The organism is Flaviflexus salsibiostraticola (assembly GCF_003952265.1).
GTDB classification, from domain to species: Bacteria; Actinomycetota; Actinomycetes; order Actinomycetales; family Actinomycetaceae; genus Flaviflexus; species Flaviflexus salsibiostraticola.
In genome coordinates, this window is the sequence record NZ_CP034438.1 from 1,761,117 (window position 1) to 1,788,009 (window position 26,893).

Genomic DNA, 26,893 nt, shown 5'->3' on the forward strand with positions numbered 1-26,893 from the left:
GCCGGATGATCGCCGCCGCCTACGGCGTGTCGCCGCCTTCGGCGTGTTCCGCCGCGGCGTTGGCCCGCGCAACCTGGAATCCCGCCAGCACGAGGACGGCAACGGCGGCAGCGCCGATGGCGACCGTGGCGATGATCCCTCCGAGGAGGATGCCGACGAGACCTGCGGCGACGCAGACGGCGCCCTGCGCGTAGGAGTACGGTGCGGCCGCCTCGTTGCCCGCGGCCCAGGCCGCCTCGGACAGGGATGTCTGCCGCGTTCTCGTCCCGAGGCTCGAGCCGCGACCGAGCCGCCGTCCCGCCTGCCTGCGGCCGACGATGACCAGTCCCACACCGGTTGCCACCAGCAGGAAGCAGACGATCTCAATCCAGGTCATAACCCCTCCAGGTCGGCGTTCTATAGGAAATCCTACCGTGACGGAATGGGTGAGGGGGCGCACAGTTAGGTAGGCTATGGAAGGAGATTCCGAAGAAGATCTTCCACGCGCCTGCTCATCGCTGAGGAATACAGGCAACCGACTTAAGGAGAGTTCATGAGCGAGACAGCAAAGCTCATTCTCGACGGCAGGGAGTACGAACTTCCTGTCGTAACGGGCACCATGGGCGAGAAGGCCGTTGATATCAGCGCACTTCGAGCCAACACGGGCTACATCACACTGGACGACGGATACGGCAACACCGGCTCGTGCGAGTCCAAGGTGACCTTCATCGACGGCGAGAAGGGCATCCTCCGCTACCGCGGTTATCCCATCGAAGATCTCGCGAAGAATTCGAGCTTCATCGAGACGGCCTACCTGGTCATCTTCGGCAAGCTCTGCACCCAGCAGGAGCGGGACGACTTCGCGGATCTCCTGACCCAGAACGCGCCGCTCCATCAGTCGATGCTCAAGCACTTCGACGGCTACGGCTCGAACGGGCAACCCATGGCGATCCTGTCCGCCATGGTCAACTCGCTGACCGCCTACGACCCGCAGGTCATGCACCCCGAGGACGAGAACGACCTGTTCTATGCGGCCGCCTCCCTCATGTCGAAGGTCCGCACGATTGCGGCGGCCTCGTACAAGACGACGATCGGCGAGCCGATTGTCTACCCGCGCAAGGACCTCAAGTACGTGGAGAACTTCCTCCACATGATGTTCTCGAGCCCGTACCACGACTACGAGCCGACACCCGAGGTCGTCCGCGCCCTCAACATGTTCTTCGTGCTCCACGCGGATCACGAGCAGAACTGCTCGACATCGACGGTCCGCATGGTCGCCTCCTCGAAGGCCAACATGTTCGCCTCCGCCTCGGCCGGCATCTCCGCCCTGTGGGGCCGCCTCCACGGCGGCGCCAACGTCGCGGTCATCGAAATGCTCCAGAAGATCCACGACGAGGGCCTCGACCCGGCCGTCTTCATGGACGAGGTCAAGGACAAGGCGAGCGGTCGCAAGCTCATGGGCTTCGGCCACCGCGTCTACAAGAACTTCGACCCGCGCGCCACCATCCTCAAGGAGGCCGCGTTCGACATGCTGGAAAAGATGCACATCGAGGATCCCCTCCTCGATGTCGCGCTCAAGCTCGAAGAGGTCGCCCTTGAGGACGACTACTTCGTCGAGCGCAAGCTCTACCCGAACGTCGACTTCTACTCGGGCATCATCCTCCGAGCAGTCGGCATCCCCCTCGACATGTTCACCGTCATGTTCGCCATCGGCCGCATGCCCGGCTGGATCGCGAACTGGAAGGAAGTCCACGAGGACCCGAAGGCCCGCATCTACCGGCCCCGCCAGGTCTACCAGGGTGACCTCGACCAGATCTGGGTGCCGCGCAGCGAGCGCAGCTGACCACGACATCATGAGGCGGGATCCCAATCCGGGGTCCCGCCTTTTGTCTATCCGCCGAATCCGCCCCGCTGCAACCGCGCGCGCAGGCACCTCCGCGTGACCGTCCTGTCCCGCAGGACGGTCACGCCGTTGGCCTTGGAGTCAGCACTCGACGACGTTGACGGCGAGGCCGCCCTCGGACGTCTCCTTGTACTTTGAATGCATGTCGGCGCCCGTCTGCCTCATCGTCTCGATGACCGCATCGAACGAGACAGTGTGCTGGCCGTCGCCCCACAGCGCGAGGCGGGCGGCGTTGATGGCCTTGACGGCTCCGATCGCATTCCGTTCGATGCAGGGGATCTGGACAAGCCCGCCCACGGGGTCGCACGTGAGGCCGAGGTTATGCTCCATGGCGATCTCGGCCGCGTTCTCGACCTGCTCGGGGGTTCCTCCCAGCGCCTCGGCGAGACCCGCTGCGGCCATGGCGCTCGCCGACCCGACCTCGCCCTGGCAGCCGACTTCGGCTCCCGCGATCGAGGCGTTCGTCTTGATGAGGGCGCCCATGGCGGTGGCCGCGAGGAAGAACCTCCGGGCACCCTCGTCATCGGCGCCCTCGACCTGCTGGCGGTAGTACGTGTAGACGGCGGGGACGATGCCGGCGGCACCATTCGTCGGCGCGGTGACGACGCGGTGGCCGGCGGCGTTCTCCTCGTTGACCGCGAGTGCCCAGAGGTTGACCCAGTCGATGCCATAGAGGGAATCCCTCTTCGTGCTCTCGCTCAGCTCCCGATAGAGACTGGCCGCCCTCCTGCGGACCCCGAGACCGCCCGGCAGGACCCCCTCGGTCGAGATGCCGGCCTTGATGCAGTCGTTCATCGCGGCCTGGATGTCGGAGATGTACTGGAGCACGTCTCCCCGGTCGCGGGCGGCGATCTCGTTGGCCCACACGATATCGGAGATCGACCTGCCCTCTGCGGCACAGATCGCGAGCAGCTCACCCGCCGTCGAGAAAGGGTGCGGGGCCCGGGTTGCGTGGGCCGCCTGCGACTCGCTCGTCGCCATCGCCCGCACGTCCGGGATGGTCGCAGGATCGTCGGAGAGGTCCTCCATGATGAAGCCGCCGCCGACCGAATAGTACGTCCTCGCGTATCGATCGCCGCCCCCGTGGGCGGTGATTGTCAGGGCGTTGACGTGGTAGGGCATGCGCACGCGCGGGGACAGGATGATGTCGGTCTCGAGGTGGAACGGGATCTCGCCCCGGCCAGCGAGGCGCAGGGCTCCCGTGCGGCCGACCTCGTCCATGATCGTCTCGACCGCCTCGATGCCGACCGTGTCGGGCCGGTGGCCTGCGAGGCCGAGGAGTACGGCGCGGTCGGTCCAGTGACCCCGGCCGGTCGCCCCGAGCGAGCCGAAGAGCTCGATGGAGATCCGGTCGATCTCGCGATCGGGCCACGCCGTGGCGATGAGGGTGGCGAAGGCGTGGCCCGCCTTCAGGGGGCCGACGGTGTGGGAGGAGGAGGGGCCGATGCCGATGCGGAACATGTCGAAGACGGAGAGCGGCCGATTGGCCTGGTCGGCTCTGAGCTGGCCTGAGACGATGGCGGCGGGTGAGGAGCGCATGAGTCCGGGTCCTTTCCGATGGGTGATCGGGGTCGGAGGGCTGGAACGACATGCCTGGCGAGGAGTGGTGCCAGATCTGTCGGCTGGTCGCCGGCGAGATCAAGCCATCGGATCTCGGCTATCTCTGCGCGCGGCTCGAGGGTTGAGCGTTCGTCATCCGTGAGCGGGTCTGCCACGAATATGGTGGATGATACTCGCCACCCGGGCTCGTTGGCCGCTTCTTCGTCATATCGGCCGAGCAGGGTGAGCTGATCCGCGGTTCGGATGAGCCCGACCTCCTCCTGCACTTCGCGGGATGCGGCGGCTGCCGCTGTCTCGCCGGGCTCGAGCTTGCCGCCGACGAGCATGAACCTCTCGGTGTTCCGTTTGCGGACCGTGAGGAGCCGGCCGTCATCGACGAAGCAGACTCCGGTGATCGTGAGGATCACGACAGGTGCTTGTCGATGCGGTCGACCTTGGCGGTCAGCTGCCCGGTATATCCGGGGCGGATGTCGGCCTTCATGACGAGCGAGACCCTCGGGGCATAGGCGGAGACGGCGTCGACGGCCTTCTTGACGACGGCCATCACCTCGTCCCATTCGCCTTCGATCGTTGTGAACATGGCGGTTGTCTCGTGGGGCAGGCCGGAGGCGCGGACGACCGCGACGGCGGCCGCGACCGCCTCGGAGACGGAGCCGTCGTCGGCCTGTGCTGTCGTGGGGGCTACGGAGAAAGCAAGGAGCATGCGTTCACGCTAGTTCACCAAAGGGTCCGAATCCAGGTCAGAGATCATTTTCCATACACCGACGGATAGAGGGCCGCGATACAGTAGGATCAGACTCTACCCACGGAGGACTCATGCCGACTATGAATGTGGAATCGTTCAATCTGGATCATCGACACGTCGATGCTCCCTACATCCGAGTGGCCGATGTGAAGACGCTGCCGAAGGGGGACGTGCTGACCAAGTACGACATCCGCTTCTGCCAGCCGAACGAGGATCACCTGGAGATGCCGACGATCCATTCGATCGAGCACACCTTCGCGGAGCTGTCCCGCAACCACTCGGAGAACGTCATCGACTTCTCCCCGATGGGATGTCAGACCGGCTTCTACCTGCTCATGGCAGGCGAGCCGGCAGTCGAGGAGATCCGCGACCTCGTCGCGACGACCCTCACCGATCTTCTCGGCGTGGACGAGGTCCCCGCCGCAAACGTTGTCCAGTGCGGGTGGGGAGCGAGCCACGACCTCGAGGGTGCCAAGCGGGCAGCCCAGGCGATGCTTGATCAGCGCGGCTCCTGGGCACAGGTCATGAAAGCGTAGCCATGCGTACTGCCGCCGCAATCGTCCTCACCGCCATGCCGGAAGAGGCAGATCCGTTCCTCGCGAGGGCACGGCAAAACCATCGGGTGGGAGAGCTCACCACCCCGTCGACGTTCAGGGCGTGGTTCCTCGAGCTGGCGTCGCCGCGGATCCTTCTCGTCCAGAGCGGCGTCGGCCAGTCGGCGGCCGCGAGCGCGCTGACGTGGGCATTCGGTCAGGTCTCGACCCGCGACGTCTTCATCTCCGGCACGGCGGGTGGCCTCCATCCCTCCATCGAGGTCGGTGACATCATCATCGGGTCCGAGTACCGCTACGGCATGGCCGACGCGACGGCATTCGACTATGTGTACGGCCAGGTTCCGGGCCAGCCGGCGAAATTCGACGGCTCCGAGCGTGTTCTCGAGATCGCCGAGCAGCTCGAGAACAGCCGCATCAAGACCGGCCTCATGCTCTCCTCCGACAGCTTCGTCACGGCGAAGAATGTCGACACCGTGCGCGAGGCGTTCCCTGACGCGCTGTCGACCGACATGGAGTCGACGGCCGTCGCCCAGGTCTGCCACGCCTTCGGCACCCAGTTTGCCGCCATCCGAGCCGTCTCCGACCTGTGCGGCCCTGCCGCCGATCAGGACTTCCACATGGCGCTGGACGAGGCTGCCGAGCTGGCCGCCGAGACAACTCTCGAGATCATCTCCGTTCTGCGCGGGGGAGGAACGCCCGGACGGCGCCGCAGGCAGTTCGGCCTCGACGCCCTCTATGCCGCGCTCTTTGCCGTCATCGCCATCGACAACGATCTTGAGCCCGTCGACGGGGAGACGCTCGACCTCGATCTGTCTGACCTCTCGCGCGACCTGCACGACGAGCAGGTGGGCTCATTCGCCGAACTGGTCGCCGCCGGGAAGCAGTTCGTCGCGGAGAATCCCGCCGTGCGGATCACCTCCCAGCGCTACGACACGATCCGGGCGGAGATCCTCCAGGATCTCAATCTCGTGGGCGGGCGGGGTCGACAGACCTGGCCGCCGACGTCCCAGACGATCATGAAGCGCTTCGACGGCTACTGGAACAACGCGATGACAGCGATCGGACTGACGGGCGGCAGCGGCCGTCGCCGGGGCGGTCTGCGGTATTCCGACCAGGACTACCGCGAGGCGATCCGGCTCTACCATGAGGCGATGAACGCGGAGCGCCGCAATCCCTCCTACTCCGGATACCAGCAGTGGCTGTCCTCCCAGGACAAGCCCTATCCGTCAGGCGCCTCGATCCGCCAGCACTTCGGCACGTGGGCTGACGCGATCCTCAGCCTCTACTCGGAGAATTAGCCGCGAAGAGCTCCTTGACCTCGTCCGCGTAAGGAAAACTGCCAGGCTCGTAGACACACATGGGCTCCTCAGCGAAGATATTGCCGGTCGAGTTGTAGGCGCGCGAGCGGGAGCCTCCGCACACGGTGTTGTACTCGCACGCCCCGCACTTGCCCTCGAGCAGGTCGGGTCGACGGATTCCGGTGAAGAGCTCCGAGTCGCGGTACAGGTCGACGATCGACGAGTCTCGGACATTTCCCGCTGGGACATCGAGGAAGCCAGATGGAGTCACTTGGCCGACGTGGTTGACGAAGACAAAGCCGTTGCCCGATGAGACATTGATGGGCGGGCGGCGCCGTCGTTCGCCGGCGAGAAGGCCACGGGCCTCCGCGTCCGCACGAAGGGTGGTGTACAGAGGTCCGAGATTCATAATGGCGACATGGTCCGCGCCCGCCTCGGCGAGAACATGCCGCTGGATGGAGACGCGGCGGAAATGATGGCCCTCTGTCGTCTTGACGGGGACAGTCTCTCCCATGTCATAAAAGACATTGAGCACATCTTCGGTCTCCTCCGCGGTCAGGGCTCCAAGATCAACGCCGCGGCCCGTCGGGACGAGGAGGAAGCCCGACCACGTGAGCACACCAAGGTCACGGACAGTCTGGGCGATAGCCGGCAGCTCCAACACGTTGTGCCGCGCAACGACAGTGTTGAGCTGAACCTTCATGCCCAATTCACGGGCAGCCTCCCATCCGGCAATCGTGTTGTCATATGTGCCCGGAATGCGGCGGAATCCATCATGGCTGGCTCGCGTCGAACCATCCAAGGACAGCGAGATCACGTTGACCCCGACGTCCTGAAGCTTCTTGAGCGACGTCCGATCGAGCTTGTCGGTGCCAGAGGGGGAGACCGCAACATGGAGACCCATGTCGACGCCGCGTTTCGCGATCTCATAGAGGTCGTCCCTCTCGAAGCAGTCGCCTCCCGAGATGATGAAGATTGGCGCGGGCTTGCCGAAGGACAGCACCTCTTCCATCAGTTTCGTCGCCTCATCGGTCGTCAGCTCAAAAATACTGCGTCCCGGAGCCGCTTCTGCTCGGCAGTGGCGGCACGCAAGCTGGCAGGCACGCGTGGCCTCCCAGATGACGATCATCGGCTGCATCGCCGGATCGTGCCGACGTGCGCGGATCGGTCGCTGGGTGCGCGGAGCGCCGGTGTTGATGGTCATGCAGTACATGATGCCATCGCGGCCGGTCCTCCATGGGAGCCGAACGTCCCTAGGCAGACCACTCCTCTGCCAGGCTGACCAGCGCGTTCTCTCGCACGGCGGGGTCGAACGCATAGCAGGTGACGATGATCTCGTCGAGTGCGAACGCCTCGACGAAGTGGCCGATCCGCTCCGCCACGTCGGCTGGGGTGCCGACGATGTGGGTGGGATCGACTCCCGGGTTCACTCGCGTCCCGACCCCGTCCCAGCTCGGCGGCTGCAGAGGTCCGGTGGATCCGAAGCGGAGCTGCGACTGGAGCTTCGTGTGGGTGCTGGCCTGGTATTGGGCCTCGTGATCCGTCTCCGCGACCATGACATTGACTCCGGCCATGACCGTCGGACGGTCGACCTGGGCCGTCTCGGCATCCGCCTTGAACCGGTCCCGGTAGATCTGCAGCGCTGCGGCGATGTGCGTGGGGGCGAAGTGCGAGGCGAACGAGAACGGCAGTCCGAGCTCAGCGGCGACCTGAGCGCCGCCCGTGGAGGAGCCGAGCATCCACAGCGGCACATGCGTGCCCTCGCCGGGGATCGCGCGCACAGCGCGGCGGATCTGGTGTGCCCGCGGCTCGATCCCAAGCGTGGAGGCCTGAGATCCCGGCACTCCGTGGTCGACCGTCGCGTCATCCGAGCCGCCGAAGAATCGCTTGAGCTTGAGCACGTCGGCGGCGAAATCGTTGAGGTCCGCTCCACCGCGGCGGAGCTCCGCCGCTGTCACCGGGTCGGTGCCGGGTGCTCTGCCGAGGCCGAGGTCGACGCGGTCTGGATAGAGGGTGGCGAGGGTGCCGTAGTATTCGGCGACCATCAGCGGGGAATGGTTCGGCAGCATGACGCCGCCCGAGCCGACTCTGATCGTCGAGGTGTGTTCGGCGGCCCGGCCGAGGAGCAGCGCGGTGGCCGAGGACATGAAGGTGGCCGACCCGTGGTGTTCCGCCATCCAGAACCTCTTGTATCCGGCCTGTTCGGCGACCTGGGCGAGGCGGAGGGAGTCATCGAGTGCATCCCTGCGGCTCCGTCCTGTGGATGTCGGGGCCAGGTCGAGAATGCTGAGCGGTACGGTCATACCCTCACTCTTCCCGACCCGGCCCCGTCTCTTCAAGCGCTGTCGCTACAGGCGAACCTGCTCATCGCCGACTCCGAGCTGCCAGAGGATGAAGGCGCGCCGCAGCGCCTGGTCCTCCCACGCGTTGTAGCGGCCCGAGCGGCCGCCGTGCCCGGCCACCATCTCCGTCTTGAGGAGGAGCGGGCGGTCGGGGCCGTTCGTCGCGATCTCCTGCAGGCGGGAGATCCACTTGGCCGGCTCGACGTAGAAGACCCTCGTGTCGTTGAGTGAGGTGGTCGCGAGGATCGCCGGGTACTCCTTCGCCTCAAGGTTCTCGTACGGGGAGTAGCTCTTGATGTACTCGTACACGTCCGGGTCATGGTACGGGTCGCCCCACTCCTCCCATTCGCTGACCGTGAGGGGCAGCGAGGGATCGAGGATCGACGTGAGGTTATCGACGAAGGGCACCACTGCGGAGATGGCCCGGAAACGGTCTCCGCCCATATTCGCGGCGGCACCGACGAGCAGGCCGCCCGCGCTGCCGCCCTCGGCGGCGAGGCGGCTCCGGTCGACCCATCCGGTCTCGAAGAGACGATCGGCGGCGGCGATGAAGTCGGTGAACGTATTCTTCTTGCTCAGCATCTTGCCCGTGTCGTACCAGGCTCTGCCCATCTCCCCGCCCCCACGGACGTGTGCGTACGCGAAGACGACACCCCGGTCGAGGAGGGAGACGACCGACGTGCTGAAGATGGGATCAATCGAGATCTCGTATGAGCCGTAGCCATAGAGGAGGCCCGGGTTCGTCCCATCGGGGCTCACATCCGCCCGGTAGGCGAGGGTGAGGGGGATCCGCGTGCCATCCTCGGCGGTCGCCCACTCCCGGCTCGTCCGGTACTGACCGCGGTCATAGCCGGGCACCTCCCGCTCCTTCAGCAGCTCCGTCTGACCCGTGGTCACCGAGTAGCAGTAGACCGAGGGCGGCTGGATGAGAGAGGTGAGGGCGTAGTCGATCGACTCCGTCTCGTAGTCCGGGTTGTTCGCCAGGTCGATCGTCGACAGCTCGGCGCTCGGGAGGACGAAGGGGTCGCCCCACCCGCCATCCCGCGGGATGATCCGCAGCTGCGGCAGGCCACCCGACCGCATGGAGACAACCGCGAAGCGGGCGAAGGCACTGACGCCCTCGATTCGCTCGCCCTCTCCCGCGGCGAGCAGCGGGGCCCACGACTCCGGGTCGGAGGCGCCGAGCGGTGCTGTCGCCACCTCAAAGTCGGCACGGTTGAGATTGTGGACGATGAGGAGATGGTCGCCGGCCGGTTCGACGCTGTAGTCGAGTCCCTGGCGCCGCGGGGAGATGATGACGGGCTCGGCATCCGGCGTCGCCTCCATGATCTGCACCTCGGAGGTGAGCCGTGAGGAGGAGTGGAGGATGAGCCAGCGGCCGTCGCGGGAGGTATAGGGATGGATGGAGTACTTCTCGTCCTCCTCCTCGACGATGAGCCGATCGTTCGCCATCGACTCCCCGACGCGGTGCACCCACACCTGGTGCGAGCGCCAGGCCTCATCGACCATTCCATAGAACAGGTGGGTCGAATCGGTCGACCACTCCATGCCGTACCCGGCACCGACGATCGCCTCGTCGATGACTTCGCCGGACTCGATCTCCATGATCCGGATCGTGAACCGTTCATCGCCCTCGATGTCGAAGGCGAGCGCGAGCATCCTCCCATCCGGGGATACCTCGAACCCGGCGGTGCTGAAGAACTCATGTCCCTCGGCGAGCACGTTCTGGTCGAACAGCAGCTGCTCCCCGTCGGTGACGACGTCCGGGTCCGGACGGCTGTCCGACTTGACACGGTGGTAGGAGGAGTAGGCCCTGCCCTCGTATGTGCGGGCGAAATACCACCAGCCGCGGTCGAAGAACGGCACCGACGTGTCGGTCTCCTTCGTCCTCGACTTGATCTCGTTGAAGATCGCCTTCTGGAGCTCCTCGGTCGGTCTCATCACCTCGTCGGTGTAGGCGTTCTGTGCGGTGAGATAGTCGATCACCTGCGGATCGTTCTTGTCTCTCAGCCATTCAAATGGATCGGTGACAGTGTCGCCGTGGAAGACACGGTCGACCGGAACCTTCTGGGGTGTCGGGGGCATAGTCATGCCTCCAAGGTTAGGCGATGTTCGGCCACCCGTTCGGCTCGCAGCCGCGCAGGTCGAGCGTCTGCTGAAGCATGACGGGCGCGCGACCATCTTCGGCGCACACCTCGACGTGCCCATGGCCGAGATAATGGCCGGCCTCGTGATTGAGAAGGTAGGCGCGATACTCGTCGAGGGTCCCGCCAGCCTCGACGAATTCCTCGGTCGCTCCGGCCCACCGGTCGACGTTGAGGACGAGTTCATCGCCGACGCGGCACGACGTGTACCCGTTTGTGTTGAGTGGGGCGCACAGCTCGTCCACCGTGGCGGGAGTCGCCAGCCTGATGGTGAGGTCAGCATCCTCACCGGCCGGAACAAAGGCGACGGACCCATCCCCGCCCCATCCCCGATCGTCGTTGAGCGTGTCGAAGACGAACTCGGCGAAGGCGTCTCCGTCGACGAGCAGCTCCCGCTCGGTCAGCACGGCCGCCCCGATGGTCCGGGCCCGCTCGGGAACGTCGGGCGACGCCGCCGCCTCCTCGAACTCGCCCGAGCCCGCCTTGGGCTGATCGGCCCGATGGAGGCCGCCGAGGCTCTCACCCTCCTTGGACGCAGACCCGAAACCGTCGTCGATGGCGGCGAGAGACGCCGCCAGGGCTGGGATAACGATCAGATAACGGAGCATGCCGCGATGGTAGGCATGATGCGCATGGCCACGTCAAGCAACGCATCCAGCCCCCGCCCAGAGTCCCGGTGATATAACGGGGGCATGGAAAGAGTCGTCGTCCATCTCTGGTCGGAGCTGACCTCACCGAGAAGCCTCCTCGGTCTGCTCAATCTGCAGGAGGCGGTGGCGGGGCGGAGCATCGCCGTCGAGCACCACGCCTTCATCTCCCCTACCCCACAGGATGATGACGATGCCGTCGCGGAGCTCGCCGCCCGCAGCATCACCCTCACCGGTCGGCACACACCCGATACCCGCCACGCCCAGGAGCTCATCTACGCGGCGAAGGCAGCCGGGTCCACGCCGGAGGAGGCGGCCGAGCACGGCATGAGGGCCGCGATGGCGCTCCAGGAGGCAGCGCTCATCGACGGCACCGATATCACCACGATCGATTCCCTCATCCCGATTGCCGAAGACCTCGGCCTCGATCCAGACACTGTCCGGGTGGGACTGTCGGACGGGCGATGGGCGGAGTCAGTCGAGGACGACCTGGCGGACGCGGGGCGGCTTCGGCTGGAGCGCGCACCCCACCTCCTCATCGCCGGCATGTACGCACTCGAGGGACCGTCGACTGCGGCGGATATGGGCCGCGTCTTCGATCTGGCGGCCGAGCAGCTCGGCATGCGCCTGCGCGCCGCCGAGTCCGAGGCACGCGAGCTGTTCGGCTGGCGCGGCTAGATCACTGCCGGTCGCGCTCCATGACCGCGAGGCGGTCCGCCTCTTCGTTCCCCGCATCACCGTCATGTCCGCGGACCCAGTCGATCCGAGTCTCAGCGGTGCGCTTCTCGTACTCCTCCAAGAGGGCGGCAACAAGCTCCTGGTTGGCGACGGGCTTACCGTCGGCCTTCTTCCAGCCCTTCCTCCGCCAACCCGGACCCCACTTCGTCACGACGTTGATGACGTACTGGGAGTCGGCCCGGAGGAGAAGGCTCCGATCGGTGTCCGCGTAGCGCAGCGCCTCGAGCATCGCCGTCAGCTCCATGATGTTGTTGGTCGTCCGCCGCGATCCACCCGACCCAGACCTGCCGGTCAGCTCGTCGACCCACGCCCACCCACCCGGCCCTGGGTTGCCCGAACACGCACCATCGGTGGCGATCACCTGATCGAATCCGTAGCGGTCCGCCCCGGGCACGTAGGGACCATCTGCCGACCTGGCGCCGGCCACCTGCGATCCAACCCCCGCCACGTGCGAACCGGCTCCAGCCATGGGCCTATCGGCCGGCTCCTCCGCCGGAGCGGTCCTCGCGCGGGCACGTGCCCGTTCGATGGCGGAGACTCCCTCCTCCTCGAAGAGGGGCTCTGCCTCGAACTCGACCTGTGCGGTTTTCTCGAGTCCCGTCGCCGCGAGCAGCGCGTACACGTCCTCGTGCCAAAGGCCTGCGCCGTGTGCGTAGTCGTTCGCCTCCACTGCGAGGCCGTGCCGAAGCGCCATCTCCGACGGTGCCGACCCGCTGCCGATGAGACCGAGGCGTCCCAGGTGGCGGACCACCGTCTGCGGGTCTGTGCCGCAGGCAAGAGCGATATCTGAGGCGGTGAGCCACTCACTGGATTCCATAGGATCCAGGCTACCCGAGCACAGCAGAGCGCCCGCCACTGGGGCGGGCGCTCGACTGGTGATGACTACTCGGCGACGACGTCGACGGTGGTCATGACGGACACGTCCGAGTGGAGGCGGATCTCCACGCGGTAGGTGCCGATGGACTTGATCGGGTTCGCGACCATCACCTTGCGGCGGTCGACTGCCTCGCCGGTCTGCTCCTGGGCAGCCTGGGCAATGTCGGCAGCGGTGACGGCGCCGAAGAGACGGCCAGAGTTGCCGGTGCGGACCTTGATGGTCAGCGTCGCCTCTTCGAGCTTGTCGCGCAGGGTCTGCGCCTCCTCGACGGAGGCGATGTCGCGCTTGCGGCGTGCCGCTGCCATCTGGTCGATCTGCTTCTGTGCGCCCTTGGTCCAGCGGGTTGCGTAGCCGCGCGGGATGAGGAAGTTACGGGCGTACCCGTCCTTCACATCGACGACGTCGCCGGGCTGGCCGAGACGGTCCACCTCATGGGTGAGAATAAGCTTTGCCATGATGGACCTCCTCAGCGGCTGCTGCTCGTGTACGGAAGCAGTGCCATCTCGCGGGCATTCTTAATGGCCCGGGCGATGAGACGCTGCTGCTGGACGGACACCCCGGTCACCCGGCGTGCGCGGATCTTGCCGCGGTCCGAGATGAACTTGCGCAGGGTTGCGGTGTCCTTGTAGTCGATGTTGTCGACCTTCGTCACCTTGACGGGGCCGAGCTTCTTCTTCGGCTTGCGAAGGTTTGGCTTCGCCATGATTGATCTCCTCGATTACGCGCTGACGCGCAGAAAGTTGTTTAGAACGGCGGGGCGTCGTCGAACTTGGAGCCCGACGGGCCATCGGCCCACGGGTCGTTCATCGAGCCGCCGGAAGGGCCGTCGTACGAGACGCTGCCGCCGCGGTTTCCACCGCCGTAGCCGCCTCCTCCGCCGCCGCCGAAGCCGCCCCCACCGCCGCCGCCGGAGCGCTGGGCCTTCTGGACCTGCGCTGTCGCGTAGCGGAGTGAGGGGCCGATCTCGTCGACCTGCATCTCAATGGAGGTGCGCCTCTGGCCCTCATGCTCGTAGGACCGGACCTGGAGCTTGCCCGTCACGACGACGCGGGTGCCCTTCGTGAGCGAGTTGGCGACGTTCTCGCCATGCTCGCGCCACACCGAGCAGCGGACGAACATCGGTTCGCCGTCCTCCCATTGCTGGGTCTGCTTGTTGAGGGTGCGCGGGGTCGATGCCACCGTGAAACTCGCAACCGGGATTCCAGAGCTCACGTAGCGGAGCTCCGGGTCGGCGGTGAGGTTGCCGACGATGGTGATGATCGGTTCGCCTGCCATGATTCAGTCCTTACTGGCCTTGCTCAGTCGTTCTTGCGCAGCAGCTTGGTGCGCATGATGGATTCGTTCAGACCCAGCTGGCGATCAAGCTCCTGCGCCGTGGCGCTGGTTGCCTTCATCTCGACGACGACGTAGACGCCTTCGGTCTTCTTCTGGATCTCGTACGCAAGGCGACGCTTGCCCCAGATATCCACGTTGTCGATGGAGCCGCCGTCGTCGATGACGACCTTCAGCAGCTTCTCCAACGCGGGTGCGAGGTTGCGCTCGTCAACTTCCGGATCGAGGATGATCATCAGTTCATACTGACGCTGATCCATACCCACCTCCTCTGGTCTCAACGGCCACGGTCTCTCCGTGGCAGGAGGGTATCTGTGTCTATGAAGACACCCGCCCACCCTACAGTGTGGCGGCTCAGAATGTCAGCGGTCTGCGGGTCAGCCGCGTGTGCCGTTCCGCACCCGCGGGCAGCGCCTCCGCATCCGGAACAGTCGAATCGCCGCCCGGGCGGCCCGGCCGGCCATCGCCCTGTCCGGGCGGGGTTGTCGGGGGCGGGTTCGGAGTCACCGGCGTCGTCGGCTCCTCGGTGGTGGGCTCCTCGGCCGGCTCCTCGGTGGTCGGCTCCTCCGTCGGCTCTTCCGTCGTGGGCTCCTCCGTCGGCTCCTCGGTGGTCGGCTCCTCCGTCGGCTCCTCGGTCGTGGGCTCCTCCGTGGGTGCCTCAGTCGTCGGGGCCACGGTCGGGATCGGAGTGGCTGTCGGCTCAGGGATCTGCGGGGTCGGGAAGTTCTCGACCGGCATATCCCGCGTCGCCTCCATCATGAAGTCGAGCCAGATCTGCGCCGGGTAGCCGCCGCCCTGAATCGCATACGCCCCACCGAAGGGGGTGAGGGATTCCTCTTCGCCATTCGGGCCGATCTGGTACATGTCGACAACCGTGACGAGCTGGGGCACATAGCCCGCGAACCAGGCGGACACGAGGAAGGAGGACGTTCCGGTCTTGCCGGCGACCGGGCGGCCGAGCTGCGAGATCTGGGCGGCCGTGCCGCCGGGGGAGACGACCTGCTCGAGCGCGTACGTGAGCTGGGCCGTGTCGCCCGAATCGAACATCCGATCCCCGGACGTGTCACCCCGGTAGGTGACCTCGCCCTCGACATTGCGAACCTCGCGGACGATATGAGGGGTGGTGCGCACTCCCTGCGACGCGAACGTCGAGTACGCCCCCGCCATCTCCTTCGCCGTGGGCGAGGCGGAGCCGAGCACGTTCGACAGGGTGTCATCGAGGCCCGGCGTGGACTCCGGAAGGCCGGCGCGGACGGCGACATCCCTCGTCGCCGCGGGGCCCACCTCCTCATTCAGCTTGATGTAGACCGTGTTGACGGAATTCGCGGTCGCCTCGAGCAGATCGATCTCGCCGAGTCCCCGCAGCTGGAAGTTCTCGAACTCGAGATCGCCGACCTGGTAGGGCGAGGAGGAGTCGAACTTCTCCCTGAGACTGATGTCGGCCTCAATACCGGCCATGAGGCCGAACGGTTTAAATGTGGAGCCTGCCTGCGCACGGTCCTGGGTGGCGCTGTTCCGCGACCGCTCGAGGTAGTCATCGCCGCCGAACATGGCCCTGATCTCGCCGGTCTCGGGATCGACCGACACGAGCCCGACATAGTTGTTGTCCGGGCGGTCCTCGGGCAGGTTCGCGACGGCGTCGACCGCGTACTGCTGCATGTCGGCGTCGATCGTTGTCACGATATCGAGGCCGAGCGTGTCGAGCTCATCCTCCGTATATGCCTCCGAGCGGACGAGCTCCCGGCGCACCTCGTCGAGGATGTGGCCGGTGGGTCCTGCGAACTGGTTCTGGCTGGCGGGCTCGACGGTCTGCGGAAAGCGTGCCTCGGCGGCCTGCTCGGGGGTGATCCAGCCGTCCTCCGTCATGCGGCGGATGACGCGCTCCCAGCGCGCGGCCGCGGTGTCCGGGTCAACGGCCGGGTCCCAGCGGGATGGGGAGGGGATGACGGCGACGAGCAGCGCAGTCTGGTCGAGCGTGAGGTCGGCTGCGTCGACGTCGAAGTAGGCCTGGGCGGCCTCCTGGATCCCGTACGTGCCGCGACCGAAGTAGATCGTATTGAGGTAGTTCTCGAGGATCTCGTCCTTCGACTGCTCCTGATCGATCTTGAGGGCGAGGACCGCCTCGCGGAGCTTGCCGGCGATGTCGGTCGTCGTGCCCATGTAGTACCGCTCGACGTACTGCTGGGTCAGGGTCGACCCGCCCTGGCGGGGCAGGCCGCGAAGGTTGTTGATCGCCGCGCGGGCGGTTCCGCGGATGTCGACGCCTGCATTCTCGTAGAAGCGCTGATCCTCCGATGCGACCACGGCGTGGGGCACATACTCGGGGAGCGACGTGAGGGAGACAGAGGTGCGCTGGACGTCGGCGAACGTGCCGAGCTTCGTCTCGCCATCGGCGTAGTAGATGTCGGTCGACTGGGCGAGCGCGAAATCGTCGGGCTCCGGCACGTCGGTGGTGGCGTAGAGGTAGGCGAAGGCACCGACCCCGATGGCGATGACGGCGAGGATGGAGCCGAGGATGAACCGCCATGACGGCAGCCAGCGCCGGATCGGGCCCTTCCCCCTGCGGGGGTAGTTCCACAGCGGCGTCCGGGTCTTCTGCGCTCTGCCCGTCCGGGCGGCGCTGGTTCGCTTTCCTGCCATGCGCCCGATTATTCCCTACGTGCGCTGCGTCTGCGCATAATCCTGCGCTGTTTCACTTTTTCCGAGCCACCCGCCGGCCGCTTGATTCCCCGGGCCGCGCGGGCGACCACCGTCGGCAGACCGCCCCACATGTGGGGCGAGGAATAGGTGACCTCGTAGCGCCCTGAACTGAGCTTCCGCTCCGCCTCGCTCTCCGAGATGAGGAACGCGTCGAGCCATCTCGTCGACGTCGAGGAGTCGACGAGGATCGCCTTGAAGAAGAGGGTGAGCGGCACCGCGAGGAGTGCACCGAGGGGGCCGATGACGACCCCCCACACCATGAGCGAGAGGAACGTGACCGTCACCGACAGTCCGACCGCATCGGCCGTGAACTTCGGCTGGATGAGGGACTGGATGACGAAGTTGATGAGGGAGTAGGCGACGATGACCCACAGCATGAGCTGCCAGCCGCCCTCGAGGAGACCGATGAGGGCGGGCGGGACGACGCCGAGGATGAAGCCGATGTTCGGGATGTAGTTCGTGACGAAGGCGATGACGGCCCACGCGAGCGAGAGGGGAATGCCCAGAGCCTCGAGCGCGATCCAGTCGAAGACGGCGACGATGGCGCCGAAGATCGTCGACACGAGCCAATACTGGCGCACACGTCCCTCGAAGCCGGACAGCGCCTCGTGCAGCTCCGGCTCCGCCTTCTCGACGATCGAGGAGCGAGCATCCATCGTCATCGTGTCGATGACGATGAAGAAGATGGACAGGGCGATGACGGCGAGCAGCCCGCCGAAGCCCGAGATCTGGTTGATGAGGGTGCCGACCGTCGACATGATCGTATTGAGGTCGAGCTGGCCGAGCAGGGTATCGATCCCCGACACGTCATACCCCTGCTCCTGGAGGAACTGGTTGTTCTCGAGGAAGTCGGAGATGTCGTTGACCATCCGGGTGAAATCCCTCTGGTAGGAGGCGATGACGTCCGGCAGGGGGAGGAACGCGAGCACGGTGACGCCGATGACGAGGGACAGCGTGAGGACAAGGACGAGGATCGAGGCGATGGCGGAGACCCACTTCGGAACCCCTCGGCGCACCATGAATCGGTGGATCGGGCGGATCGTGAGGACAAGCGTGAGCGCGAGGAAGGCCGGGGCGAGGATCGCGGAGAAGCGGCTCAGCCCCCACAGCCCCACCGTCATGAGGGCGCCGACGATGATGATCCAGGCCCCGCTCGGAATCGTGCTCCGCCTGCCCTGGTTGAGGACGACCGATTGGTCAGCGGCCTCTCGGGAACGTGTCCCCTCACTCTCCCTGCCGGTCTCAGCCGTGTCCGGGGTTGCCGCGCTCGGCGCGGTCGGTTGCGTCTCGTCTCTGGTCACGCGAGCCACCCTTCTCTTCCAGATCTGAGAGTACAGCCACAGCCAGCCATTATCCGCACGATGGCGGGGACCCCCGGGTCAGCCGGGCTGGGCGATCGGGCGCGGCATGCCGCTCAGCCTTCTCGTCGCATGTGTGTACCAGGCGGCCAGCAGCAGATAGAGAAGGACGAGCGAGGCGAAGCTGATTCTCGACCAGCCCGTGTCGGGAAGGATGAGGGCGGCAAGTGCCGCCGCGCCGACGAAGGCCGCGTTGTACAGCATGTCGTAGAGGGCGAAGGCCCGGCCTCGGTAGCCGTCGACGACGTCCCGCTGGACGATCGTGTCGACCGCGATCTTCGCTCCCTGCACACCGAGCCCCATGAGCACCGCGGCGACGGCGATCCACGGCAGGGTTGGGGTTGCCAGAAGGATGGCCTGCGAGAGGGTGGAGATGCCGAGGCAGGCGACGATCCACTGCCACGGCCGCATCCGCTCATGCGCAATCGGGGTGAGGACGATGGCCGACCCGTTGCCCGCGAGAGAGAGTCCCGCGAGGAGGGCGAACATGGCGAGGCCCGCATCGGGATCAGCCGGGTCTGTCAAGAGGTTGCGGGAGATGAGGAGGAGGGCGATGAAGTTGACGCCGTAGAGGAAGCGGTGGACCGCCATGACGACGAGGGCGTGGGCGGGAGTGCCGCGCATCGCGAGGTACCGCGCGCCGAGCCACAGCTCCTCGAAGACTGCCATGACCTGCGATCCGAGGGGCACCTCGGCTCGGTCATCGGGGCCGAGCTCGCGGTAGCCGAGCCTCGCGGCGGCCCACACGGCGCCGAGAAGAAGCAGCGCGGCCACGACCAGCGCCGAGGCGTCGCGCGCTGCCCCCTCCGGGGTCAGCCTGTTGATGACGAAGCCGAGGGCGGCGCCGACTGCCGTGGCGACGGCCCCGATGGTGGGAACGATGGAGTTCGCCATGATGAGCTGCCTGCGCGGCACGACGTGGGGCAGGCCCGCGGACAGCGCGGAGAGGAGGAAGCGGTTGATGCCGAGGGTGATGAGTGCGAGGACGGAGACGGGGAGGAAGCCTGCACCCGTGAACATGAGCGCGGCGAGGATGAGGCACAGCAGTGCCCGGATCGCGTTCCCCCAGAAGAGGACCGCCTGGCGGCTCCATCGGTCGAGCAGGGGGCCGACGAACGGGCCGACGATCGTGAACGGCAGCAGGAGGACCGTGAAGGCGGCCGCTACGCCGGCGGCCGTCGTCATCGTCGTCGGGTTGAAGAAGTAGAGGGTGGCGAGACCAACCTGGAACATACCGTCCCCGGACTGGGAGATGAGGCGGACGCGGAAGAGCCGCCTGAAGCCGTCGTGGACTAGGAGGGATCTGAGGTCGGCGAGGACCGCCACTAGAGGTTCTCCTCCGCCCATTCCCGCAGGCGCCGCTCGGCCTCGTCCGGGTCGAGCGGACCGTGCTCCATCCGCAGGTCGAGAAGATGCTTCCGGGCCCTGCCGACTGCCGGCCCGGGTGCGAGTCCGAGGATCTCCATGATCTGACTGCCGTCGAGGTCCGGGCGGACGGCGGCGAGCTCCTCCTTCTCCTCCAGCTCCGCGATCCTGTTCTCGAGATCGTCGTAGGCGGCCTGCAGCCTCATCGCCTTGCGCTGGTTGCGCGTCGTGCTGTCGGCGCGGGTGAGCCTGTGGAGCCGCTCGAGGAGATGCCCGGCATCATTGACGTAGCGGCGCACCGCCGAATCGGTCCACACCGCCTCGCCGTACCCGTGGAAGCGCTGATGAAGCTCGACGAGGCGGGACACGTCCTTGATCGTCTGCTTGTCGAACCGCAACTCCCGCATGCGCTGGCGGGTCATCTTCGCCCCGACGATGTCGTGCTGATGGAAGGTGACCTTGCCGCCCGGTCCGAACCGGCGGGTGGGCGGCTTGCCCACGTCATGCATGAGCGCCGCGAACCGGAGGACGAAGTCCGGTCCCGGCACGGGGCCGTCCGCGTCGGTCTCGAGCTCGATGGCCTGGTCGACGACGGTCAGCGTGTGCTCGTAGACGTCCTTGTGCCGCCCATGCTCGTCGACCGTCGACTTGAGGGCCGCAACCTCGGGCAGGACCAGCTCGGCCACGCCCGTGTATTCCATGAGCTCGATGCCCCGCCTGGGGTGGGGGGAGATCATGAGCCTCTCCAGCTCCGAGCGGATCCGCTCGGCTGAAACGATCGACAGCCGGTCGGCGAGCTCCGACATCGCCGACATGGTCGGCTCGTCCACGTCGAAACCGAGCTGGGCCGTGAACCGGGCCGCCCGCATAATCCGCAGCGGATCGTCGGAGAAGGAGATGATCGGGTCGATCGGGGTGCGGAGCAGCCCGTCGACAAGGTCGGACAGGCCACCGCAGGGGTCGACGAGCTCGAGCGACGGCAGGCGCACCGCCATCGCGTTGACCGTGAAGTCCCGGCGTGTGAGATCCCCCTCGAGAGTATCGCCGAAGGCGACCTGGGGCTTGCGGGAATCCGGGTCGTACTCGTCCGATCGGTAGGTCGTCACCTCGACGGTGAGGCCGTGGAGGGACGCACCGATGGTGCCGAACTCCCGGCCGATATCCCACGTCGTCGCGCCCGCCGCGTTGAGCAGGGCGAGGGTCTCGTCCGGCCGCGCAGACGTGGTGAAGTCCATGTCGTTCGCGGCGATGCCCAGGAACGCGTCGCGCACCGGCCCGCCGACAAGAGCGAACTCGTGGCCCGCCTCCGCAAAGCGCTTGGAGAGGCGCATGACTGCGGGCGGCAGATGCGTGAGGGCCGCCTGTGCGACCCCGAGACGGCGCGCGGTTTCCTGAGGGTTGGACACCTTCTGTCACGTCCTTAACTGGGGCAGGGCCACGCCGTGACGTGCCTGCTGGGATAGACTTGCGCGAACATTATTACAGTTAAGAGTATGCCGATGCCGGACCCGATGCCTCGACCGCGCGGCCCACAGCCGTGGCGCCGTGCGGCTCCGGCGACCCGAATCGGCGCCCGCCGCTCCTATCTGCCTGTGGTCAATGAGACATCGGCCGGTGGGATTGTCGTCAAGCCCGTCGAGGGCATCGCCTGGGTCGCGGTCATCGCTCGCCGCAACCGGGCCGGTCGCCTCGAGTGGTGCCTTCCCAAGGGTCATCTCGAGGGCGAGGAGACGGCCGAGGAGGCCGCGGTTCGGGAGATCCACGAGGAGACCGGCATCCTCGGACAGATCCTCACCCACCTCGCAACCATCGATTATTGGTTCTCCGGCACCGATCGGCGTGTTCACAAGGTCGTTCATCACTTCCTGCTCGAGGCCCTCTCCGGCGAGCTGACGACGGAGAACGATCCCGACCAGGAGGCCGAGGACGTCGCATGGATCCGGCTCGACCAGGTCGCCTCTCGCCTCGCCTATCCGAACGAGCGCCGCATCGCATCGCTCGCCCGGGATGTGCTGACAGGGAAAGCGTGAAACGGCTGCTGACGGCGGTCTGCGCTGCCGCACTGCTCGGTGCCGCTCCGCCCGCCGCGGCGAGCAGCGCCGAGCCGATCGAGATCGAGATCACCGACATCTCCCCCGTTCACCGCGCGGGCGACTCACTCCCGGTGAGCGTGACGGTGACGAACCCGGGTTCTCGGATCGAGAACGTGCCCTTCGACCTCACCGTCCAGGCCTCTGTCCCGCTTTATCGCTCGACCGTGACCTCCTGGCTGGCGGACGAGACGATCAATGCGCAGATGCTCACCCTCGACCGCCGCACGGTTGACCTGCCCCGCGGGGAGACAACCTTTGACATCGACCTGCCCTCGGACGTGCTGACGTGGGGCAATACCGCGACTTCGTGGGGTCCGCGCGGCGTCCAGGCCAGCGTCAATGTCGACGATGAGACGATCGTCGACCGGACCTTCCTCACGACCGAGCCCTCCTTCGAGCTGGAGCCGATGACGTTCACGGCGATTGTCCCGATCACGGTCTCAGCCGAGGAGCTCGAGCAGGTGCCGACCTCTCTCGAGCGCTACGACCAGTCCGTGACGGCGCTCCGAGAAGGATCCCTCGAGCCGGGCGAGGATCTGCCGGACCCGATCGGCGCCGCCCTCCAGTCCGCGACCGACCGCGTCATTGACGACATCGAGTCCCTCACCAGCCCCGGCATCACCCTCGCGCTCGATTCCTCCTTCGCGGCCTCCTCCTACGGGACGGTCAACGAGACGGAAGAGGCGCTCGATGACTTCGCCTCGGGCGACGGCCACGAGCTGGCCCTCCTGCCCGCACTCGACGCCGATCTCTCCGCCTGGGCGGAGACCGCCGCAGACGACCTCTTCCTGCCCCACATCGAGCAGATGGAGAGCGCGCGGGCGGATCTGGCGGAGCGCGGGATCACGGCCCGGACTGATCTGCTGGTGGCACCCACGACCGCGGAGGTCGCCGCCCTCGGATTGGAGAACGGAGCCGAGGTCCTCGCGGTGCTCGGCTCCGATGTGCCGGCGAGCCAGCCGCTCAACTGGACCCCCTCCGCCCATGCCGTCATCGACGGAAGCCCGGCGATCGTCGCCGATGAGGAGCTGTCGCGCCTCCTGTCGGGCGAGGGGGATCTGTCGGACCTCGACCGCCGGCAGGCACTCGTCGCCCTCACCGCCATCCACTACCGTGAGCGCCCGAACGACCACCGACCGCTCGCCCTGCTCCTGCCCCGCGGGACGGACCCGGCCGCGATCAATGACAGTATCGAGTCGCTCAACGGAAGCTCGTGGCTCGAGGGCGGGACGGCATCCGACATCGAACGACTGCCGCTCGACCCGTTCGACCGTGAGGGTTTGACGAGCGCCGACGCCGAGACGGGCGCCCTCGGTGCGGCGGTCCCCTCGATCAACGAGGCGGGCCGTCTCGTCACGACGATCGGGGATCTCACGACGCAGCCGAGACTCTTCCGCGACGCTGTCGCCGCGACGGCCGGCGTGGTCGGATCGGGATCACTCCCTCCCCGGGAGCTCGACCGCCGGACGAACGACCTCGTCGAGCTTGCGGACACGCTGACCTCACAGCTCGCAGTCCAGCCCTCATCGACCGTCAATCTCATCTCCCGCGCATCCGAGTTCCCCGTCCATGTCACCTCGTCTCTGCCAGTCCCGATCACGGTCGCTGTCGAGATGCAGAGCGACGACCGGAGACTCCAGTTCGAGCCCGTGTCAACTGTTCTCCAGCCGAACACGACGACGACCGTCGGCGTCCCCGTCCGGGCGATCGGCTCGGGCAACGTCAGCACGCAGGTCGATATCCTCGGTCCCGTTGGACAGGTCATCGGCACCGGGACCGAGATCAATATCCGAGTACGAGCGGACTGGGAGAATGTGGGCACCGCGATCATCGCGGGGGTCTTCCTCCTCATCCTCATCGTCGGCATCATCCGCTCAGCCCGGCGCGGCACCCGCACCCCGCCCATCGCCGAGGCTGACCTTGAATCGGAGGAGTAGACAGTGGCTGGCGGTATTGCCCGCAGTTCTGCGGTGATGTTCGCGGGCACGCTCGTGTCACGCCTCCTCGGGCTCGTCAGGTCCCCGCTGCTGTTCGGCATCGCAGTCGGCCTCAACTACCCCGCAGGCAATGCGTTCGACATCGCCAACAAGCTTCCAACCCTCATCTACATGCTCGTCGCCGGTGGTGTCGTCAACGCCGTCCTCGTGCCCGCCATCGTCCGGGCCTCGAGCCGCCATGATGATGGCGGGGCCGCCTACATCAACAAGATGGTGACCCTCGGCGTGCTCGTCCTCGGCGCGATCACGACCGTGCTCACCCTCGCCTCCCCGCTCCTCGTCACGCTCTTCGCCTCGGGGCTCCAGGGCGAGTGGTATCAGCTGGCTGTCGCCTTCGCCTACTGGTGCGTGCCCCAGGTGTTCTTCTACGGCATGTACACGCTGCTCGGCCAGATCCTCAACGCGCGGGAGAACTTCGGGCCGTTCATGTGGGCCCCGGTCCTCAACAACATCGTCGCCATCGGCGGCATGCTGGCCCTGCTCAGCATCGACGGGCCGACGACCCCGGAGAATGCTCTCGACGCGTCACTGTGGGACGGCAGCCGAATCGCGATCCTCGGCGGCAGCGCCACCCTCGGTATCATCGTCCAGGCCGCCATTCTCCTCATCCCGCTGTATCGGATGGGGGTGCGGCTCAAGCCCGACTTCGCATTCCGCGGGGCGGGGCTGCGCTCTGTCGCCCAATCGGGCGGCTGGGTTCTCGCCTCAATGGGTGCCGGTATGATCCCGACCCTCCTCATCTCGAACGTCGCCTCGGTCGCCTCCCAGCGTGCGTCGACGATGAGCCCGCTCGATGCGCTCGGAGTACCCGGCAACGCGGCCTACACGACCGCCTACAGCCTCTACTCGCTCCCGACCTCCCTTGTCGTCGTCTCGATCGTCACGGCGATCTTCACGCGCATGGCCCAGAAGGCCACGAGCGGGAACCTCGCAGGGGTTCGTGACGATACGTCGCGCGCCCTGCGCATCGTCGCCGTCTTCACGTTCCTCGCGACCGCCCTCATCGCCGTCCTCGCCACCCCCGCCATCCGCATCATCAGCCCCGGATCGGCGTGGGAGGAGGTCTCCTCGATCGGCCCGGTCCTCCTGACCATGTCGCTCGGACTGGTCGGCGTCGGCTCCTTCACCGTCCTCCAACGGGTCTACTACGCCCTCGAGGATGCCAAGGGCCTGTTCGTCATCCAGATCCCCTTCTTCATCCTCCACTCCGTCCTCATCCTCTCGACGATCCTCCTGCCCGCCCGGTTCATCGTCGTCGGCGTCGGGCTGTCGATGGCGATCACCAACACGGCCACCTTCGTCGCCGCGCTCCTGCAGCTGCGTCGCCGCCTGGGCGGGATCGACGGTCACACCATCCTCGCCTCCTTCACTCGGCTGGGAGCAGCGGCCCTCGTCGCCACCGCCGCAGGCTTCATGGTCCTGCGGCTATTCGGCCCCCTGACGGCCGAGTTCACGTTCTCGCAGGCGGTCGCCCGAATTCTCGTCATCACCCCCGTCGTCACCGCCATCTACCTGGGGATCATGTGGCTGGGGAGGATGCCGGAGCTGCAGGTCCTCATGCGGCCCCTCATGGGCGTGTTGCGGCGCCTTCAGCGCAGGCCATCACCACAAGCCACTACACTGGATGGAATTGAGAGATCCTCGACCGACGGAGTGAATGTGTCCTTGAACCTGTTGCCAGGACGGCGGCTGCGCGATCGCTACGAACTCGTGGACCACTTGGAGTCGACGGACGGCATGGAGATCTGGCAGGGCGTCGACACCGTGCTCGGCGCGGACGTCCGCCTCATGATCCTGCCCACCGACCAGCCGACGCGGGAGGCGACCGTGGATGCCGCCCGCCGGGGCGTCCTCGTCGACGACGTCCGACTCATCAAGCTTCTGTCGATCTTCGACATGCCGGGCGCATCCGTCATCGTCTCCGAGCTTCCGACCGGGACGACGATGGCGGAGTACATCGCCTCTGGCCCCGTCCCCGAGGATCAGGCGCGCGCGATCGTCGGCGAGACGGCGGGCGCGCTTGATGCGGGGACGCGCCGCGGCGTCCGTCACCTGACCCTTCGCGAGGAGCTCGTTCGCCTTGACCCCGAAGGCTCGGTCTTTGTCGACGGGCTCGGGGTCGATGCCGCGTTCGCCGGCGAACACGCCGCCGACGTCGATCCGGATGCGCTCGACCGGAGGGACGCCGAGAATCTTGCCGTCCTCCTCGCAGCCCTCGTCCTCGGTGAGGAGTCCCCCGAGGCTGACCGGACAGAGTTTCTCCAGCGCGCCGCGGAGGAGAGCAGTGACGAGACAATCTCGACGCTCCTTGCCGATGTGAGCCGCGGTGAGGGCCCCCAGTCGACGAGCGGCATCATCAAGGCCCTCGCACCGTGGGGCAGCATCGACGCGGCCAGCATGCCCGACCTTCAGCCGACGCAGGCGATGACAGCGGTCACCGATCCGTTCGCCGAGCCGGTCCAGCCTGCGAAGGCCACCGTCGCCAGCCCGATCGCCGCCCCGGTGATCCGTCCGGCCCCAACCGTCTGGCCCCAGCGCACCCCCGAGTCGCCCTCCGATCCCTCCTCATGGACCGCCCTCTCGGCCGAGCCGGAGGACAATAACCGGTCCGATAACTCGTCGAATATCCTCCTCGGCATCATCGCCGTCCTCGTCCTCCTCATCGGCGTCTTCGCGTTCCGCTACCTGACGAGCGACACGAGCCCGGTCACGATCGCGGACGATGAGACGACGGCCGCCGCCGAGGAGACGACCGGCGAGGAGCCGACGCCGGCCGAGGAGCCGACGACGGAAGAGGTCATCGAGTACCCGGATCCGCAGATCCAGTCGATCAGTCTCCTCAACCCGCAGGCGGCACAGCTCGATCCGACGACGGTCGACTCCCAGGACAACCCGGGCTCGATCCCGAATCTCTCCGACGGCAATCCTGGTACGTCGTGGTCGTCCTGGTGGTATTCCGATCAGGGCTTCTGGCTCAAGGACGGCATCGGCCTCGAGATTACGCTCGCTGAGGAAACCGAAATCACCGACGTTGTTCTCGCCGTTGATGGGAATGGCGGGCTGGTCCAGTGGCGGGATACCGTCAACGCCGCTCCCGACTCGGGCCAGATCCTTGCGGAGTCCGCCATGTCCTCCGAGACGGTGCTGACAGCAGCCGAACCGGTCGTCTCTCAGACGATCATTCTGTGGTTCGACGAGCTGCCGACCGCCAACTCGGATGGACTGTTCCGCATCGACATCTCCGAAATCACTGTTCGCTGA

Annotated in this window: 24 protein-coding genes; 7 read left to right on the top strand and 17 right to left on the bottom strand. The window is 66.5% G+C overall.

Features of this window, described 5'->3' with window-relative positions; translation table 11 throughout:
• Positions 1-19: 19 nt before the first annotated feature.
• Complete coding sequence (locus EJO69_RS08090; RefSeq protein WP_126040863.1) at positions 20-376, bottom strand: SdpI family protein; 357 nt, start codon at positions 374-376, stop codon at positions 20-22.
• Between the two features lie 156 nt (positions 377-532).
• On the opposite strand from EJO69_RS08090, the gene EJO69_RS08095 reads away from it, so the two are divergent.
• The gene (locus tag EJO69_RS08095; protein ID WP_126040865.1) at positions 533-1,822 is read left to right on the top strand and encodes a citrate synthase; all 1,290 of its coding nucleotides are present in this window, start codon (positions 533-535) and stop codon (positions 1,820-1,822) included.
• Positions 1,823-1,963: 141 nt separating this feature from the next.
• Here EJO69_RS08095 and EJO69_RS08100 read toward each other — a convergent pair whose 3' ends face one another.
• From EJO69_RS08100 to EJO69_RS08110, 3 genes are all read right to left on the bottom strand, one after another.
• On the bottom strand, positions 1,964-3,400 hold the full coding sequence (locus EJO69_RS08100) for an L-serine ammonia-lyase (RefSeq protein ID WP_281272853.1): 1,437 nt from the start codon (positions 3,398-3,400) through the stop codon (positions 1,964-1,966).
• Positions 3,292-3,768: an NUDIX hydrolase gene (locus EJO69_RS08105; protein WP_245993849.1), complete on the bottom strand. Its 477-nt coding sequence runs from the start codon at positions 3,766-3,768 to the stop codon at positions 3,292-3,294. The genes EJO69_RS08100 and EJO69_RS08105 overlap by 109 nt, the downstream gene beginning before the upstream one ends.
• Before the next feature lie 77 nt (positions 3,769-3,845).
• Positions 3,846-4,145: a thiamine-binding protein gene (locus EJO69_RS08110; protein WP_126040868.1), complete on the bottom strand. Its 300-nt coding sequence runs from the start codon at positions 4,143-4,145 to the stop codon at positions 3,846-3,848.
• Between the two features lie 113 nt (positions 4,146-4,258).
• On the opposite strand from EJO69_RS08110, the gene EJO69_RS08115 reads away from it, so the two are divergent.
• Together EJO69_RS08115 and mtnN are read left to right on the top strand one after the other, a co-directional pair.
• Positions 4,259-4,723, top strand: a complete 465-nt coding sequence (locus EJO69_RS08115; RefSeq protein WP_126040870.1) for an S-ribosylhomocysteine lyase — start codon at positions 4,259-4,261, stop codon at positions 4,721-4,723.
• Positions 4,724-4,725: 2 nt separating this feature from the next.
• Positions 4,726-6,039, top strand: coding sequence for a 5'-methylthioadenosine/S-adenosylhomocysteine nucleosidase (mtnN, locus tag EJO69_RS08120; protein ID WP_126040872.1), 1,314 nt, complete (start codon positions 4,726-4,728; stop codon positions 6,037-6,039).
• Here the strand turns inward: mtnN and EJO69_RS08125 are convergent.
• Genes EJO69_RS08125 through EJO69_RS08140 form a run of 4 tightly spaced genes read right to left on the bottom strand, consistent with a single transcriptional unit; the run spans position 6,017 to position 11,133 of the window.
• A complete protein-coding gene (locus EJO69_RS08125) occupies positions 6,017-7,243 on the bottom strand; it encodes a TIGR04053 family radical SAM/SPASM domain-containing protein (RefSeq protein ID WP_126040874.1) in 1,227 nt (408 codons plus the stop codon). The genes mtnN and EJO69_RS08125 overlap by 23 nt on opposite strands.
• A gap of 49 nt (positions 7,244-7,292) precedes the next feature.
• On the bottom strand, positions 7,293-8,342 hold the full coding sequence (locus tag EJO69_RS08130) for an LLM class flavin-dependent oxidoreductase (RefSeq protein WP_126040876.1): 1,050 nt from the start codon (positions 8,340-8,342) through the stop codon (positions 7,293-7,295).
• Positions 8,343-8,387: 45 nt separating this feature from the next.
• Entirely contained in the window at positions 8,388-10,472 is a 2,085-nt protein-coding gene (locus EJO69_RS08135; RefSeq protein ID WP_126040878.1) for a S9 family peptidase, read from the bottom strand.
• Between the two features lie 10 nt (positions 10,473-10,482).
• Positions 10,483-11,133: a DUF3152 domain-containing protein gene (locus EJO69_RS08140; RefSeq protein WP_126040880.1), complete on the bottom strand. Its 651-nt coding sequence runs from the start codon at positions 11,131-11,133 to the stop codon at positions 10,483-10,485.
• 84 nt (positions 11,134-11,217) lie between these two features.
• On the opposite strand from EJO69_RS08140, the gene EJO69_RS08145 reads away from it, so the two are divergent.
• On the top strand, positions 11,218-11,850 hold the full coding sequence (locus EJO69_RS08145; RefSeq protein WP_126040882.1) for a DsbA family oxidoreductase: 633 nt from the start codon (positions 11,218-11,220) through the stop codon (positions 11,848-11,850).
• Between the two features lies 1 nt (position 11,851).
• On the opposite strand, the gene EJO69_RS08150 is transcribed toward EJO69_RS08145, so the two are convergent.
• From EJO69_RS08150 to EJO69_RS08190, 9 genes are all read right to left on the bottom strand, one after another.
• Positions 11,852-12,727: a ribonuclease H family protein gene (locus EJO69_RS08150; protein WP_126040884.1), complete on the bottom strand. Its 876-nt coding sequence runs from the start codon at positions 12,725-12,727 to the stop codon at positions 11,852-11,854.
• A gap of 65 nt (positions 12,728-12,792) precedes the next feature.
• Entirely contained in the window at positions 12,793-13,242 is a 450-nt protein-coding gene (gene rplI, locus EJO69_RS08155; RefSeq protein ID WP_126040886.1) for a 50S ribosomal protein L9, read from the bottom strand.
• An 11-nt stretch (positions 13,243-13,253) separates the two neighbouring features.
• Positions 13,254-13,490 (bottom strand): 30S ribosomal protein S18, encoded by a 237-nt coding sequence (rpsR, locus tag EJO69_RS08160; protein ID WP_126040888.1) that lies wholly within the window; start codon positions 13,488-13,490, stop codon positions 13,254-13,256.
• A gap of 41 nt (positions 13,491-13,531) precedes the next feature.
• Positions 13,532-14,062 (bottom strand): single-stranded DNA-binding protein, encoded by a 531-nt coding sequence (locus tag EJO69_RS08165; RefSeq protein WP_126040890.1) that lies wholly within the window; start codon positions 14,060-14,062, stop codon positions 13,532-13,534.
• A 23-nt stretch (positions 14,063-14,085) separates the two neighbouring features.
• The gene (gene rpsF, locus EJO69_RS08170) at positions 14,086-14,379 is read right to left on the bottom strand and encodes a 30S ribosomal protein S6 (protein ID WP_126040892.1); all 294 of its coding nucleotides are present in this window, start codon (positions 14,377-14,379) and stop codon (positions 14,086-14,088) included.
• Between the two features lie 94 nt (positions 14,380-14,473).
• Positions 14,474-16,759, bottom strand: a complete 2,286-nt coding sequence (locus tag EJO69_RS08175; RefSeq protein WP_126040894.1) for a transglycosylase domain-containing protein — start codon at positions 16,757-16,759, stop codon at positions 14,474-14,476.
• A gap of 8 nt (positions 16,760-16,767) precedes the next feature.
• Positions 16,768-18,120 (bottom strand): AI-2E family transporter, encoded by a 1,353-nt coding sequence (locus EJO69_RS08180; protein ID WP_126040896.1) that lies wholly within the window; start codon positions 18,118-18,120, stop codon positions 16,768-16,770.
• 78 nt (positions 18,121-18,198) lie between these two features.
• Positions 18,199-19,503: an MFS transporter gene (locus EJO69_RS08185; RefSeq protein ID WP_126040898.1), complete on the bottom strand. Its 1,305-nt coding sequence runs from the start codon at positions 19,501-19,503 to the stop codon at positions 18,199-18,201.
• On the bottom strand, positions 19,503-20,948 hold the full coding sequence (locus EJO69_RS08190) for a CCA tRNA nucleotidyltransferase (protein ID WP_281272835.1): 1,446 nt from the start codon (positions 20,946-20,948) through the stop codon (positions 19,503-19,505). Before EJO69_RS08190 ends, EJO69_RS08185 begins: the two co-directional genes overlap by 1 nt.
• A gap of 105 nt (positions 20,949-21,053) precedes the next feature.
• Between EJO69_RS08190 and EJO69_RS08195 the strand changes: the two genes are divergently transcribed.
• The 3 genes from EJO69_RS08195 to EJO69_RS08205 are packed head-to-tail and all read left to right on the top strand — an operon-like array spanning position 21,054 to position 26,893.
• A complete protein-coding gene (locus EJO69_RS08195; protein WP_126042456.1) occupies positions 21,054-21,572 on the top strand; it encodes an NUDIX domain-containing protein in 519 nt (172 codons plus the stop codon).
• The gene (locus EJO69_RS08200) at positions 21,569-23,572 is read left to right on the top strand and encodes a DUF6049 family protein (protein WP_126040900.1); all 2,004 of its coding nucleotides are present in this window, start codon (positions 21,569-21,571) and stop codon (positions 23,570-23,572) included. Before EJO69_RS08195 ends, EJO69_RS08200 begins: the two co-directional genes overlap by 4 nt.
• Before the next feature lie 3 nt (positions 23,573-23,575).
• Positions 23,576-26,893 (top strand): lipid II flippase MurJ, encoded by a 3,318-nt coding sequence (locus EJO69_RS08205; RefSeq protein WP_126040902.1) that lies wholly within the window; start codon positions 23,576-23,578, stop codon positions 26,891-26,893.

Coding starts and splice junctions, on each gene's coding strand:
- EJO69_RS08090 (WP_126040863.1), bottom strand. CDS start 376: ATGACCTGGATTGAGATCGTCTGCTTCCTGCTGGTGGCAACCGGTGTG.
- EJO69_RS08095 (WP_126040865.1), top strand. CDS start 533: ATGAGCGAGACAGCAAAGCTCATTCTCGACGGCAGGGAGTACGAACTT.
- EJO69_RS08105 (WP_245993849.1), bottom strand. CDS start 3,768: ATGCTCGTCGGCGGCAAGCTCGAGCCCGGCGAGACAGCGGCAGCCGCC.
- EJO69_RS08110 (WP_126040868.1), bottom strand. CDS start 4,145: ATGCTCCTTGCTTTCTCCGTAGCCCCCACGACAGCACAGGCCGACGAC.
- EJO69_RS08115 (WP_126040870.1), top strand. CDS start 4,259: ATGCCGACTATGAATGTGGAATCGTTCAATCTGGATCATCGACACGTC.
- mtnN (WP_126040872.1), top strand. CDS start 4,726: ATGCGTACTGCCGCCGCAATCGTCCTCACCGCCATGCCGGAAGAGGCA.
- EJO69_RS08125 (WP_126040874.1), bottom strand. CDS start 7,243: ATGACCATCAACACCGGCGCTCCGCGCACCCAGCGACCGATCCGCGCA.
- EJO69_RS08130 (WP_126040876.1), bottom strand. CDS start 8,342: ATGACCGTACCGCTCAGCATTCTCGACCTGGCCCCGACATCCACAGGA.
- EJO69_RS08135 (WP_126040878.1), bottom strand. CDS start 10,472: ATGACTATGCCCCCGACACCCCAGAAGGTTCCGGTCGACCGTGTCTTC.
- EJO69_RS08140 (WP_126040880.1), bottom strand. CDS start 11,133: ATGCTCCGTTATCTGATCGTTATCCCAGCCCTGGCGGCGTCTCTCGCC.
- EJO69_RS08145 (WP_126040882.1), top strand. CDS start 11,218: ATGGAAAGAGTCGTCGTCCATCTCTGGTCGGAGCTGACCTCACCGAGA.
- EJO69_RS08150 (WP_126040884.1), bottom strand. CDS start 12,727: ATGGAATCCAGTGAGTGGCTCACCGCCTCAGATATCGCTCTTGCCTGC.
- rplI (WP_126040886.1), bottom strand. CDS start 13,242: ATGGCAAAGCTTATTCTCACCCATGAGGTGGACCGTCTCGGCCAGCCC.
- rpsR (WP_126040888.1), bottom strand. CDS start 13,490: ATGGCGAAGCCAAACCTTCGCAAGCCGAAGAAGAAGCTCGGCCCCGTC.
- EJO69_RS08165 (WP_126040890.1), bottom strand. CDS start 14,062: ATGGCAGGCGAACCGATCATCACCATCGTCGGCAACCTCACCGCCGAC.
- rpsF (WP_126040892.1), bottom strand. CDS start 14,379: ATGGATCAGCGTCAGTATGAACTGATGATCATCCTCGATCCGGAAGTT.
- EJO69_RS08175 (WP_126040894.1), bottom strand. CDS start 16,759: ATGGCAGGAAAGCGAACCAGCGCCGCCCGGACGGGCAGAGCGCAGAAG.
- EJO69_RS08195 (WP_126042456.1), top strand. CDS start 21,054: ATGCCTCGACCGCGCGGCCCACAGCCGTGGCGCCGTGCGGCTCCGGCG.